Below are 12,485 nucleotides of genomic sequence, written 5' to 3'. Positions count from 1 at the left end.
GTCTACCTTACGCCGCGGCGCCTTCTGATCAGAACTGGGTGACGATCGAGGCGATCAGGCGGTTGACCGTGAAGTCCGGCCCACCGGCGACACCGTCGGATTCCTGCTCGAACCGGCTGGCGGCCAGATTGACGCCGAAATTGCGGTTGACGAGCCAGGTGCCCGAGACGCTGGCGTCCATCCGGGTGTCCTCGCGATCGATGCCCTCATATTCGTCCACCGCACGGCTGACCGAGGCGGTCAGGATCAGGTTGCGCAGCAGCTCGTGGTCGACCCGCAGGCCAACGCTCGAGGACAGGTAGCCATTCGAGCCGGCGATGCCGGCGTCCTCGATGGTGCGGCTGCCGGTGGCGGTGAAGGTGGTCAGCTCGGTCGGGAACCACTCGACCTGGGCGCGGGCGCCGAAACCGTCGATGTCCTCGAAGCGGGCGTCGTCATAGTCCTGCGAGATGTAGCCGGCGGCGATTTCGCCACGGGCCACCGCGCCGAGCTCGAAGTTGACGCCGGCCAGGGCTTCGTAGCCCGAGGAGTCGCGGGCGGCGAACACCGGCGTCGAGGCGACGTCGTAGTCGCGGTCGTTGCCGGTGACCTGGGCGAACAGGGCCGTCGCCGGGCTCAGGGCCACGTCGACGCGGCCGGTCAGGCTGCGAATCTCGCGGTCGCGGTCATCCTGGTCGATCACCGTGCCCGTGGTGCTCAGCACGTCATTGTAGTCGAAGGTGCGCACATCGCCCCGACCCGACAGGCGGACGCGGCCCATGGTACGGCTGGCGGCGAGGAAGGCCTGGCCAACCTCGTACTCCACCGGCTCCGCGGCGAAGCCCGGGGTGTTCGACGAGGTCCGGGGCTCCACCAGGCTGGCGAAGTCGGCGCCGAAGTTCACGGCCGAGCCGCGCACGATGTCGAGCCGGCCGCTGGCGCCCACGCCCCAGGTCTCGGAGTCCTCGCTGTCGAAGTCCTGGTAGCGGTCGAGGCTGGCGCGGGCGTAGGCCGCCACCGCGTGACGCGACCAGGTCGACTCCACCGCCACATCCGGGCGGACGCGGAGGATGACGTCGCTCTCCTCGCCGGTAGCGACGGCGAAGACGTTGTCGTTGTTCTCGGCGGCCCACTCGACCTTCGGATAGACCATGAAGGTCCCGGCGCGGACGCCGAGGGCTTCATACTCCGGCCGCGAGCGCTCGCGCACCGCCACCGAGCGGTCGCGGGCGAACAGATCGGCATTCTGGGCCTGGGCCGACCGCAGGCTGCCCGAAGCCGACTGCGCGAAGACGGGGCCCGCAACCACCGCCGTCAGGGCGCCCAGAACCACGCCACTTTTCAACGAGACCCGCATGATGCGCCCGCTCCAGAGAGAAAGTCGATAAGCTTAAACTCAACGGCCGGGCGATGCCCGGCCGCGAAATCAGGTGTTCGGACGGTAGTCCGAGCCGCCGCCGCCGCCGCCGCCGGCCGAACCGCCGCTGCCGAGCGGCGCACCGCCGGTCGGAGCCCCGCCCGCACCACCCGCGCCGCCACCGGCCGCCGGGCCGGACGTGCCGGCATTGACCGCCGCACTGGTGGAGCTGATGGCCGACGAGATCGCCGGGGTCAGAGACCCAGACGCCTGCAGGCTGGACTGGGCCGCGGAGAGGGCCGCCGTGACGGTGGCCGGGGCCGCGCCGCTGCTGAGGATCACCGCCTGGATGGCAGCTTCGACCGCTTCGGCGGCCTGATCGGGGGTGAGACCGGCCGCCGCAGCTTCGGACGCGGCCGTCTGGGCCGCCGCAGCGATGGCGTTGGCCAGCGCCTGGACCGAGTCCTGGGCGAGAGCGATCGACGGGACGGCGACGACGCCGGCCACCGTCGCGACAGCGGCGAGGCTCGCGGACACGGCCAGGGCGGAAAGTGACTTGCGCATGAACCCCTCCAGAGTTTCAACCAACAATGTACATTGTGCGCCTGCGAAGGGGAAGCCCGCCGGCAGGATTTCATTAAACTATGATGCCCGGGGGTGACCTCACGGCAACAGCCCGGCCGTCAGGCGGCGGCGCGGCGCGCTTCCAGCCGGGCCAGCCGGAGCGCGGCGGTTGCGGCGAGCCGGCCGGCGGGAAGGCTTACCCGGTCCCGAAGCGCCTGGGCCGGCCCCGGCCGGTAGGTCGCGAAGACCTTCAGCTCATCCAGCGCTGACGCCCGCAACTCCGGCGGCAGCTCGCCCCAATGCTCCAGCAGCAGCGCCAGGCGCCACGCCGTGATGTCCGGACCATAGGGAGCGACCGCATAGGAGCGCTCAAGCGCCGCGACCGTATCCGGTCCAAGCCGCCCCTCACGGCGGTAAGCGAGCACCGCCTGGCGCGCCCAGGCGTGGGAGGTGAGCGGGGCCTCGGCGAGAGCCGCCCGCGTTGAGGCCTCGGCCGCCTCCAGATCACCGGCGGCCAGCGCCGCCTCGGCCCGGGCCTCGTGCACCGCCAGCAGGTTCGACGCCGGGCCGAGATCGAGATCCGGCCGCGCCAGGGCCACGGCGAAGCCCAGCCCGGTCGCCAGCGTCAGCGCGCCAAGCGCCCCGGCCAACGCCAGCGGCGCGAAGGCGCGCACACGCGCCCCCACCTGCCCGCGCCCCCGCGCTGAAGCCGTCCGCTGCGATGTCCCGGCGTCACGCGCCATGCCGTCTCCTGAAGCTCCGGCCCCCTCCCCCGTTGCGCGGCGGCGCGGGACGGCCAATGTTGCGGCGATGTTTGGCCGCCTTTTCAAGTCTTCCGCAAGCCGTCCTGCCGAAGTTCCGCCCGACCGGGTGGTCTGGGCCATCGGCGATGTGCATGGCCGGGCCGATCTGCTGGCCCCGCTGCTGGAGACCATCGAGGCCGACGCCGGCCCCCTGCCGACCCATCTGGTGATGCTGGGCGACTATGTGGATCGGGGCCGCGACAGCCGCGGCGCGCTGCAGCTTCTGTGCGATCTCGAGGCGCGCGGGCGGGTGCAGCTGACCGCCCTGCGTGGCAATCACGAGGACCGCATGCTCGCCTTCCTGACCGAGCCGCAGATCGGACCGTCCTGGTGCGACTACGGCGGACGCGACGCGCTGGCCTCCTACAAGGTCGCCTCCCCGGCCGGGCGCACCGACGCCGAGGGCTGGGCGGAAACGTCCCAGGCTTTGGCGGACGCCCTGCCGGAGTCGCACCGGCGCCTGCTGAACGGCCTGCGCAGCTTCGCCGAGCACGGGGACTACTTCTTCGCCCATGCGGGCGCCCGGCCGGGCGTCGCCCTGGCCGAGCAGGACGCCGAGGACCTGATGTGGATCCGCGAGCCGTTCCTGAGCGACCGCAAGCCGTTCGAGAAGGTGGTGGTGCACGGCCACACCCCGGTCGACCAGCCGCACGTCGACGCCCGCCGCATCAATCTCGACACCGGCGCCTACGCCACCGGGGTGCTGACGGCCCTGCGGCTGGAGCGGGACACGCGTCGCTTCGTCCAGGCCCGGGCCGGGGGCGGCACCGTGCGGGTCAGCGACTGGACGCCGGCCTGAACGCCAGCCTGAGGCCCTACCAGCTGCTCGGCGCGGCGATGCGCGGACGGCGGCGCTCGGCCTGGGCCTCGGGCCGGGCCAGCGGATCGGCCAGCACCGGCGCGGCGGGGGCCGGGGCGGCGGCGCGCACCGGCTCGGCGACCGGCGCCACCGGCGGCGGCGGGGCCACGGCGGTGACCAGCACCGGGGCCGCGGCGGCCTCGGGCGCGGCAGGGCGCAGCGGCTCGACCTCGGCCACCTCGATCAGCATCGGGACCGGCTCGACCTCCGGGGTCGGGGTCAGGGTCAGGATCGGCGCCATGTCCGGCAGCAGGGGCTCGGTCCCCGGATGCGCCACATTGAAGGCGCCCGGCAGGCCCCAGGCCCCGGTCCAGCGATAGAAGATGTGCACGCCGATCTGGCCCAGCTTGACCAGGTTGGTGGCCCAGATCGGGGCCACATAGTCGGCGTGATAGTGGGTCGCCATGCCCACATTGGGGATCACCAGCCCGTTCAGCGCGGCCGAGGCCACGGCGCGGGCGCGGGCCCAGGCCTCCGGCCGCGGCGGCCGCGCCAGCGAGCCGTCGCAGGTGAAGGTGAACTGGCAGCCGGTCTCGCGCTCCGAGCCCTGGAACACCACGCCGCAGACGGTGCTGGGATAGGCCGGGTGGCGCACCCGGTTGAGCACCACCTGGGCCACGGCGGCCTGGCCGACGGCCGGCTCGTTGGCCGCCTCGTAATGAACGGCGGCGGTCAGGCAGTCGAGCGCCCGGGAGTAGGACTCCCAGTCGGTCGTGTCCATGATGAAGGGCCTGGCCGCCAGCAGTGGCAGGGTCGAGACCGGCAGGGCGGCGTTCCACGCCCGGGCCTCGTCCTCGGTCAGGGCGTTGAGCGCCTCGGGCGTCAGCACGAAGTCGGTGACATCGGCCGGACTGGTGGCCGCCACCGGCTGCAGCACCGGCGCCGGGCCGCGCGCGGCGGCGAGCTCATCCAGCCGCGCCTGCACCCCGACCGCCCCGCTGGCGGCGAGGATGGCGGCGCAGGAAATCCAGCCCGTCACCGAGGCGGTGTGCGGGCTCGACCAGGCGCGCTCGGGCCAGACCTTCGCCACCCACGGCGCCAGCCGCGCGCGCAGGCGCCCGGCCAGGGCCGAGGCGCGGGCGGCGATCTCGGAAAGGGGCATCACATCAGGCCTCCGGACCTGGACACGGGTCCACGCCTCAGAAGAAGCGCTCGCCGATGCGGACCGTGTCGCCCGGGGCCACCAGGGTGGTGGAGGTCAGGCGATAGGCGGTTTCGCCGGTTTCGCCGGCGCGGCGGATGAACACCCGGCGGGTGTCGGCGCGATAGGTGAAGCCCTCGGCCGTGGCCACGGCGTTCAGCACCGTAAGGCCGTTGGTGTAGGGATACTCACCCGGCTTCTCGACCTCGCCGAGGATGTAGAAGGGCCGGTAGGTCAGCACCTCGGCGCTGACGCGCGGCTCGAGGATGTAGCCCTGGCGCAGGGCCGTGGCGATGGCTTCCTGCAGCTCGGCGGTGGTCAGGCCCTGGGCGCGAATCTCGCCGACCAGCGGAAAGGCCAGGGCCCCGCTGGCGCCGACGGTGAACTCGCCGGTCAGGGCCTCCTCGCCGAACACGGTGACCCGCACCTTGTCGGCCGGACCGAGGCGATACTCGGGCACCACCCGGTCGCTCAGCAGCTCGGCCTCGGACAGGGGACCCGCCGCCGGGCCGGCGGCGCAGGCGGACAGCGACGCCCCCACCAGGGCGACCAGGGCGACCAGAAACAGCCGGAACGCGACGGCCATGAAACCTCTCCTTGAGCGAGCCCCGTCCCCATAGCCGAAAAGACGCCCGAAAGCCAAGCAGATACCGCGCCGCAGCAGACTTATGCTTAACGCCGGTCAATCACATTCGTAAGGTTTCAGTACATCCTGTCTGTACGCCAGATTTTAGGCGGGGCCCGGTAGTCATCGCATGTCGAACGGAGACATGCGTTCCATGCCGAAGGCCACCCCGACCCGCGTCCTGTCCCTCGCCGCCGCCGGCCTGCTGGCGGCCGGACCGGCCGTGGCCAGCGAGGCGGGACCGGCCATGCGGCTGGGCGCGATCGAGGCGCCGCCGCGCGGCTTCCTGGAGCTGTGCAGCCGCCAGCCGGAGCACTGCACCGCCGCCGCCGCCCCCTCGGCCACCGACCTCGACGTGCTGCGCCAGCAGGCCAGCCGCGCCTATTTCAGCCTCGCCTTCGGCCGGCCCCTGCCCGACGCCCCGCCCCCGCGCGAGGCCCCGGCCGCCGGCCCGGCGATCGCCGCCCAAAGCGCCCTCACCCAGAGCGCGCTGACACAGATCGCCCTGACCAAGACCTTCACCGCCCTGCGCCCGGGCTCGGGCCTTGGCGCCGGCTTCGGCCGCGTCGCCCCTGCGCCGGCTCCGAGCGTGACGGACGCCCCGGCCGCCGCGGACGCCATCGCCGCCGCCGACGCCGCGGCCAGCGCCCTCGAGGGGCCCGCCCCCGCCCGTGTCGCGACGCCCGTTGAAGCCCTGGCCGCCGCCGACCTGGCCCGCCCGGCCGTGGCCCGGGTGCGCGCCCCGGAGGCCGCCCCCCTGACCCTGGATCGCGCCGACTGGCGCCGCGTCCAGCGCATCAACCGCGAGGTCAACCGCGCCATCCGCCACCGCGAGGACAGCGCCGTCTATGGCCGCCCGGACCAGTGGGCCCTGGGCGAGGCCGGCGTCGGCGACTGCGAGGACTACGCCCTGGCCAAGCGCGCCGCGCTTATTCAAGCGGGGGTTCCAGCCCGCGCCCTGTCCATCGCCCTGGTCGAGACCCGCCGCGGCGAGTCCCACGCCGTGCTGCTGATCGACACCGACAAGGGCGCCCTGGTGCTGGACAACCTCAGCCCCTGGATCCGCCGCTGGGACCAGACCCCCTACACCTGGATCGCCCGCCAGACCCCCGGCGACCCGCTGACCTGGCGGGCGGTGGGGGCGTAGGGGGGCGACCCGCACAGGCCGGGCGATCAAGCCCGGTTGCAGTGCAACATGGGGGCTCGCCCCCGTGATCCGGCGATGATAGGTTGCAACCCGTCGCAGGCGGAGGGCCGTGCGTCGGGGGATCTATGCGTACAGCGTCCGGGGAAGCCACGGCGGAACTAACTATTGCGCCGATCGTCGGCTCGATCGCCTCGGTGAGCAAGCCGCACTTCACCCGCATAACACAGAACTGTAGGAGCATTGGAAACACGCCGACCTTCGATGGGCACCTTTTGCGCGCCTCGCGCACGAACGCGCCAACTCACATTCTGAGCGGCAGACCAAATGGCTGATTCCTCAGCCCAATCTGAACTTTGGCATTCAGCGAAGCGATACTCGGGCGTGGGCGCGGCGTTCGCCTACTCCGGGGCGAACTTCCTTCTCGCCTTCTACCTCCAACGGACCACCGGCCTCGCCGCGTTCGGCCTGTTCGCGCTCGTGCAGGTCTATGTCCAGTTCGGCATGAGCGTGTCGAATGGGCTCTTCTGCTCCCCCATTATCCTCGCCATCCAGTCCGAGACCGGCCGTCGCCGGCAGCAGGTGATCGCTAGCTTCGCCCGCGTCAGCCTGCTGGCGTCGCTGGTCGGCGCAGCCGCGCTTTACGCCGCGGTGCTGGCCCTGACCGCCGACCCCGGGGTCGGCCTGCTGGCCGCGATCTATGGCCTGGGCAGCTGGACCCGCTGGTTCTTTCGCTCCGTCGAACTGGCGAACGGCCACGTGCTGCGCCCCGCCAGCGCGGATGTCCTTTACAGCGTCATAGTCTGCCTCGGCGTGGCGGGCATGATGTTCCTCAAGATCGATACGCTTCACGCGGCTTTCGCTGTACAGACCGCCGGATGCATTGCGGCCTTTGCGGCCATGGCCGGGTCGGCGTTTGCGGCGTTCAGGGGCGCGTTCCGGGCCCCCGCCGCGCCCTTCAACGAGTCCTTTCGCAAGCACGGGCGGTGGGCCGTGCTGGGCGTCGCGACCACGGAGGCGACAGCGAACGCCCATCCCTACATCATCGGCGCCATACTCGGCCCGGCCGCCTTCGCCCCCATTGCGGCGGTCACCCTGTTCTATCGACCCCTGACCATCGTGGCGCAGGCCCTGACCCAGTACGAGCGGCCTCGGATGGCGAAGGCTCTGGCCCAGGGCGACGCCGCCGCCGTTCAGCAGGACGTCCGGCAGTTCACCGTCGCCTCGACGCTGGCATGGGCCGGAAACCTGGCGCTGGTGCTGATGCTGGCCTTCTGGCTGACAGGGCTTATCGGCAACGCCGACTACGCCTCAGGCGACATCCAGATTGCAGCGATCCTGCTCGGGGCCATCTATCTGGCCCGCAGCCTCAGGGGCGCGGAGAGCGCCGCTCTGCAAGCCGCTGGCCTCTTCCGGCCCCTGGCATGGATCACGGTCGTCACGGCCCCCCTGTCACTGCTGGTCGTCGGGGTGATCGTAGCGATTGTGCCTGGCGCTGTTGTCTGGTCGCTGCTGGGTATTCTCGCGGGTGAGACGCTTACCTGTGTTTTGATCCGCAGGACGTGGCACGCACACCTGAACAGCCGCACGCCCTTGGCGCAGGAGGGGCCCCAATGCGCGTCCTGATGTGTCCAGCAAAGACAGCAGACGACGACAACCCCTTCATCTCGATCCTCGTATCCGGCATTCGATCCGCCGGAGCGCAAGTCGAGCACTTCGATTACCGCCCTCGCGATGGCTTCGACGCCTTTCATGTGCATTGGCTTGAAGGTGTTTTCTGGGGGCGTGTCGCGGGCCGCGTCTCGCTAGTGGCCAGCCTTCGGGCCCGGGCGCTGATAGAACAGGCCACGCGAACCCGCGCGTCGGGCGGCCGGGTCGTTTGGACGGTGCATAATCTGCTTCCCCACGAAGCGCTTTCCTCATCACGCGCGGCCGTTTGGAGTCTGCTGTGCGAGGCGTTTCTCCCGCTGGTCACGGACGTGATCCTGATGTCGCCCGATACCACCCCCGAGGTCCAAAGGCTCTATCCGCAGGTTGCGGGCGCCAAAGTCCACGAGGTGCCACATCCGCACTACCGCGAGTTCTTCGCGCGCCACGCCGACCTCTCGGCTCTGCCGCGCGCCCCCGGTCCGATCCGCCTTGCCTGCGTTGGCAAGCTGCGCCCCTACAAGGGCGTGCTTGAGCTCGTCGAGCAACTCGGGAAGGTCGATCGTGACTTCGAGCTCACCATCGCCGGCGACGGGCCAGCAGACCACGTTCGCGCGATCGCGTCAGCAGTCCGCAACGATACCCGGTTCCGCCTTAACGCCCGCGCACTTACGCATGGCGAGGTCGTCACCACGCTCCGCGTAGCGGACGCCGCGGCATTCAACTTCGAGCGGATCCTGAACTCCGGCAGCGTTCTTGCCGCGCTCTCCGCTGGCGTCCCTGTCCTATGTCCGAGTGCTCCGGCGCTGGATGCGCTCGGCCAACAGGTTGGCCCGCAATGGCTACGGACATTCATGCGACCGGTCACCGCCGACTGGATTCTGGATTGCGCCGAGGATTTCATCGCCGCGCGTTCCGCCGATCTGCTAGCTCCCCTGGACAAGCTTTCACCGGACGCCGTGGGACGGGATCACGCGGCCCTCTACGCCGGAGTTCGATGATGACAAGTACCGGGCTCGCCCTGCCAATCCGACGCACTGCCCCCGCAGCTGAGGCTGTCGAACGATATTTCGCGGCCTTCCTCGCCGTGTTCCTTGCCCTCGCTCTGACGCGGTTCTCGCCGCTGGAACCTCGCGTGACGGCCTCTCTGGACGTCGGCATGCGCGGCGACGTCATCAAGCAAGTCGGTTACGTGGCGCTGTTCGTTGCGGCGCTGCTCCCGGCCATCATCTATCGGCCAGGGCGCGTGATGAGCGCCGTACCGGCGGCCTTCCTGATCTTCTTTGCGTGGTGCGCCGTCACGCTCCTCTGGTCGCCAGTACCCGATATCGCCATGAGGCGACTGACACTCACGTTCATCATCGTGGCCACCCTGTTCATCGTCGCAGCGAATCTGTCGCCGCAGCGCTCGCTGGCGATCACGACGAAGACGCTGAATGCGCTAATCCTGCTCAGTCTGGTTGCCTGCGTCGCCTTGCCGGCTCTGGCGATCCACCAGCCCGGAGATCCTGAGAAAGGGATCATCGGCGACTGGCGCGGCGTCTTTTATCACAAGAACATCTTCGGCTCGGTGGCTGCGATCGCAGTCCTGCTAAACCTCTTCTCCGCACTGCAGAACAGGCGGCTGGCATCGTGGACTCTGCTCACCTCAGCCCTGTTTGCCCTATGGATGAGCGGCTCGAAGACGTCGCTTGGCGTCGGGCTTCTCGCGGCGACGATCATGCTCGCAGTGCAGTGGGCGCACGGAAGTCAGTATCGTGCGATTTGGGCCAAGGCTGCCCTTGCCACGGCGCCGTTGTCGATAGCCGGCGCAGTCTGGTGGTTCACCGGACCTGGAATCCAGTGGCTCTCAGATCCAGAGCTCCTCACTGGCCGTGGTCGCATCTGGCAAATGATGGCGCAACTCATCGCCGAGCACCCGCTAGGCGGCGTCGGTTACCAGTCAGTCTTTCAGACAGGCGTTGACGGGGTCATGACCGATCTCACCGCCAACCCGTTCTTTCAGACACTTGCACACGCACACAACGGCTACGTTGAAATCGCCGTGTCTACGGGGCTGGTCGGATTGGGATTGCTGCTGTGCGCGTTGATCACCTCGATTTTCGGTCCCCTCAGAGGGCTAACTGCGACTAGGTTCGTTGAAGCCCCGGTTTTGGTCGGCATCGTCGTTTTCGCGATGGTCCAGGCGCTAACCGAGTCCGGACTTGCCGACCGGGATCGCCCGGTCTGGATGCTACTGGTTCTGGCGCTGGGAGTTCTGAGGTCGATGGAGAGAGGGCCAGCCGGGCCCCGCCAAAAGCGATGAACCGCAACCTATCTATCTATCTGGACCTTGTCCGTCTCGCCGCTGCTATCGGCGTGTTTCTGTCCCACGCCAAGCGCTTCGTAGACCCTGATCTGTCAAAACTCATATCAACGCACGGACCTGAGTGCGTCGCCCTGTTCTTCGTCCTCTCGGGCTTCGTCATCCGGCACGCGACTGTCAATCGGGGCGTCGGCGCAAGATCGTATGCCTTAGCACGCTTGAGCCGGATGTGGTCCGTTGCCATACCTGCTGTCGCCGTCACGGCTCTGTTTGATGCGGTCGGGTTCACATACAATCCCGCATACTATGCGTCACTTGAGTTCTGGAACGGGCCTGCAAACTACTTTGAGATTGCGCAGTCGCTTTCCTTTCTAAATGAGGCTTGGGGCGCGCGCGTCACCATGGGGACTAATGATCCCTTCTGGTCTCTCGGTTATGAAGTGGCCTACTATATTCTTTTTTTGGTCACATTTATAAAGCGGCGACGCCTGCAAATTGCATTTTTCTTGGCGTGGACAGCTCTCTTCGGGCCCCAGATTCTCGCGTATGGAGCCCTTTGGGGCCTCGGCATCGTTGCCTACGATGTGTGCCAGAAGGCCAGCAATCGTTCACCGAGGCCCGCCCTCTGGATAGCAATATCGCTCACGGCGTCTCCTGCGCTGTATCCGATCTTCAAGTATATTGTCTTTCCGCCTCTGGGCTCTCCAATGCGGTTTGAATCAATTTCACAGTGGGCTGTTGCCTACGTTTATTACTTGATGATCGGCCTGCTCGTGGCCTTACACTTTGTCGGCTGTGCGATCATCATGAAGCGAGGGAATTTCGTCCCCGCGAGGGTCGAGGCCGCCATCCGTTGGGCCGCCGGCGCGACATTCACAATCTACCTCATGCATCAGCCCATTATCGTCGCCATGGCCGCGATCAACGAGCGGCATCCGTCAGCTTGGCTGTCCGGCCCCGGGGGCCTTATCACGACACTCATATGTCTTTTCCTGCTCGCCGAAGCTGGCGAGCGGCGGAAGCGTGAAACCCGGGCAGTCCTAGAATGGCTGGTAAATCGCCTTACAGTCCGGACGGCCAAAGAGAAAGCATCATGAGTCACCCCACCGTCTCGGTTGTGATCCCCGCCTACAATCGGGCAGACCTAATTGCAGCGACGCTCGAGTCGGTTCGTCGTCAAACTTTTGAGGATTTTGAATGTATCGTGGTCGATGACGGATCATCCGACGGCGAATCACTTCGACATGTCATCGAAAAATTGGGGGACCATCGATTCGTATACGTTCGCCGCGAGAATGGTGGGGGCAGCGCCGCCCGAAACACAGGCATCTTGCGCGCGTCCGGGCAGTTCGTAGCATTTCTAGATTCCGACGACGCCTTTGAAGCCAGCCACCTCGAATCCTCCCTCAAGGCGCTCGATGGCCGACCGCCCAAGACATGCGTCTACTCTCAAGTTATTGTGGACAGAGGGAGCGGCTTAACGTTCCTCAAGCCGCCGAGAGCCATTCGGGAAGATGAGCATATGGCGGAGTATCTTCTATGCGACAGAGGATTTGTTCAGCCATCTTCTCTTGTTGTTCCCACTGAACTCGCTCGCACGGTCTTGTTTCTTGAGGGCCTGCCCTTTGGTCAAGACACCGACTTTGCCATCCGCCTCTATCTGGCCGGTGCACGCTTTATCATGAAGCCTAACCCGAGCGCATTTTGGAGAGATCTTCCCCGCTCAAGTCGCGTTTCGACAAACCTCAACGCGAAATCGCGGCTCGACTGGCACCGAACCCTAGCCAACAAGATTCCAAAACGCGCACTTGTCGCAGATGCAGGCTGGGTTGCAGCCAAGGCTTACGCCCGTGAGGGAAAACCAATCAGAGCAATAGCTCTTTATATCAAGGCGTTAATCGAAGGCGCGTACTCGCCGCGCCTCTCGATTGTCGTGTTGGCGCAGATTTTAATAGACCCCATTTTGTATCGAACGCTGGCGGATAGCTTGATCCGCATGCGCGGGTACTTGAAGTGAGATTTTAGTTCTACGCCCGCTCAAGCAGATGCAGCCACCAAATG

12 protein-coding genes are annotated in these 12,485 nt (G+C 67.6%); 7 read left to right on the top strand and 5 right to left on the bottom strand.

Features of this window, described 5'->3' with window-relative positions; genetic code table 11:
- Positions 1-28: 28 nt before the first annotated feature.
- The 3 genes from VGN74_RS03250 to VGN74_RS03240 form a co-directional block, all read right to left on the bottom strand.
- Positions 29-1,336, bottom strand: a complete 1,308-nt coding sequence (locus VGN74_RS03250; protein WP_327445918.1) for an outer membrane beta-barrel protein — start codon at positions 1,334-1,336, stop codon at positions 29-31.
- 69 nt (positions 1,337-1,405) lie between these two features.
- Positions 1,406-1,900 (bottom strand): hypothetical protein, encoded by a 495-nt coding sequence (locus VGN74_RS03245; RefSeq protein ID WP_327445917.1) that lies wholly within the window; start codon positions 1,898-1,900, stop codon positions 1,406-1,408.
- A 119-nt stretch (positions 1,901-2,019) separates the two neighbouring features.
- Complete coding sequence (locus tag VGN74_RS03240; RefSeq protein ID WP_327445916.1) at positions 2,020-2,574, bottom strand: hypothetical protein; 555 nt, start codon at positions 2,572-2,574, stop codon at positions 2,020-2,022.
- Positions 2,575-2,710: 136 nt separating this feature from the next.
- On the opposite strand from VGN74_RS03240, the gene VGN74_RS03235 reads away from it, so the two are divergent.
- Positions 2,711-3,502 (top strand): metallophosphoesterase family protein, encoded by a 792-nt coding sequence (locus VGN74_RS03235; RefSeq protein ID WP_327445915.1) that lies wholly within the window; start codon positions 2,711-2,713, stop codon positions 3,500-3,502.
- A gap of 16 nt (positions 3,503-3,518) precedes the next feature.
- Here the strand turns inward: VGN74_RS03235 and VGN74_RS03230 are convergent, their stop codons facing one another.
- Positions 3,519-4,664, bottom strand: coding sequence for a cell wall hydrolase (locus tag VGN74_RS03230; RefSeq protein WP_327446673.1), 1,146 nt, complete (start codon positions 4,662-4,664; stop codon positions 3,519-3,521).
- A gap of 37 nt (positions 4,665-4,701) precedes the next feature.
- A complete protein-coding gene (locus tag VGN74_RS03225) occupies positions 4,702-5,289 on the bottom strand; it encodes a polysaccharide biosynthesis/export family protein (protein WP_327445914.1) in 588 nt (195 codons plus the stop codon).
- A 184-nt stretch (positions 5,290-5,473) separates the two neighbouring features.
- On the opposite strand from VGN74_RS03225, the gene VGN74_RS03220 reads away from it, so the two are divergent.
- The 6 genes from VGN74_RS03220 (at position 5,474) to VGN74_RS03195 (ending at position 12,441) form a co-directional block, all read left to right on the top strand.
- Complete coding sequence (locus VGN74_RS03220; RefSeq protein WP_327445913.1) at positions 5,474-6,475, top strand: transglutaminase-like cysteine peptidase; 1,002 nt, start codon at positions 5,474-5,476, stop codon at positions 6,473-6,475.
- 381 nt (positions 6,476-6,856) lie between these two features.
- Complete coding sequence (locus tag VGN74_RS03215; protein ID WP_327445912.1) at positions 6,857-8,098, top strand: hypothetical protein; 1,242 nt, start codon at positions 6,857-6,859, stop codon at positions 8,096-8,098.
- Positions 8,086-9,120 (top strand): glycosyltransferase, encoded by a 1,035-nt coding sequence (locus tag VGN74_RS03210; RefSeq protein WP_327445911.1) that lies wholly within the window; start codon positions 8,086-8,088, stop codon positions 9,118-9,120. The genes VGN74_RS03215 and VGN74_RS03210 overlap by 13 nt, the downstream gene beginning before the upstream one ends.
- Positions 9,117-10,424: an O-antigen ligase family protein gene (locus tag VGN74_RS03205; protein ID WP_327445910.1), complete on the top strand. Its 1,308-nt coding sequence runs from the start codon at positions 9,117-9,119 to the stop codon at positions 10,422-10,424. Before VGN74_RS03210 ends, VGN74_RS03205 begins: the two co-directional genes overlap by 4 nt.
- Positions 10,421-11,521, top strand: coding sequence for an acyltransferase family protein (locus tag VGN74_RS03200; RefSeq protein ID WP_327445909.1), 1,101 nt, complete (start codon positions 10,421-10,423; stop codon positions 11,519-11,521). The genes VGN74_RS03205 and VGN74_RS03200 overlap by 4 nt, the downstream gene beginning before the upstream one ends.
- The gene (locus tag VGN74_RS03195; RefSeq protein WP_327445908.1) at positions 11,518-12,441 is read left to right on the top strand and encodes a glycosyltransferase family A protein; all 924 of its coding nucleotides are present in this window, start codon (positions 11,518-11,520) and stop codon (positions 12,439-12,441) included. The genes VGN74_RS03200 and VGN74_RS03195 overlap by 4 nt, the downstream gene beginning before the upstream one ends.
- The last annotated feature ends 44 nt before the right edge of the window (positions 12,442-12,485 follow it).

The organism is Brevundimonas sp., from assembly GCF_035998205.1.
GTDB lineage: Bacteria > Pseudomonadota > Alphaproteobacteria > Caulobacterales > Caulobacteraceae > Brevundimonas.
Note: the sequence above shows the minus strand (reverse complement) of the source record. Positions and strands in the feature narration are given on the sequence as shown.

Bases quoted from the DNA above. Each gene is read 5' to 3' on its own strand.
- VGN74_RS03250 (WP_327445918.1), bottom strand. From the start codon at position 1,336: ATGCGGGTCTCGTTGAAAAGTGGCGTGGTTCTGGGCGCCCTGACGGCG.
- VGN74_RS03245 (WP_327445917.1), bottom strand. From the start codon at position 1,900: ATGCGCAAGTCACTTTCCGCCCTGGCCGTGTCCGCGAGCCTCGCCGCT.
- VGN74_RS03235 (WP_327445915.1), top strand. From the start codon at position 2,711: ATGTTTGGCCGCCTTTTCAAGTCTTCCGCAAGCCGTCCTGCCGAAGTT.
- VGN74_RS03230 (WP_327446673.1), bottom strand. From the start codon at position 4,664: ATGCCCCTTTCCGAGATCGCCGCCCGCGCCTCGGCCCTGGCCGGGCGC.
- VGN74_RS03225 (WP_327445914.1), bottom strand. From the start codon at position 5,289: ATGGCCGTCGCGTTCCGGCTGTTTCTGGTCGCCCTGGTCGCCCTGGTG.
- VGN74_RS03220 (WP_327445913.1), top strand. From the start codon at position 5,474: ATGCGTTCCATGCCGAAGGCCACCCCGACCCGCGTCCTGTCCCTCGCC.
- VGN74_RS03210 (WP_327445911.1), top strand. From the start codon at position 8,086: ATGCGCGTCCTGATGTGTCCAGCAAAGACAGCAGACGACGACAACCCC.
- VGN74_RS03205 (WP_327445910.1), top strand. From the start codon at position 9,117: ATGATGACAAGTACCGGGCTCGCCCTGCCAATCCGACGCACTGCCCCC.
- VGN74_RS03200 (WP_327445909.1), top strand. From the start codon at position 10,421: ATGAACCGCAACCTATCTATCTATCTGGACCTTGTCCGTCTCGCCGCT.
- VGN74_RS03195 (WP_327445908.1), top strand. From the start codon at position 11,518: ATGAGTCACCCCACCGTCTCGGTTGTGATCCCCGCCTACAATCGGGCA.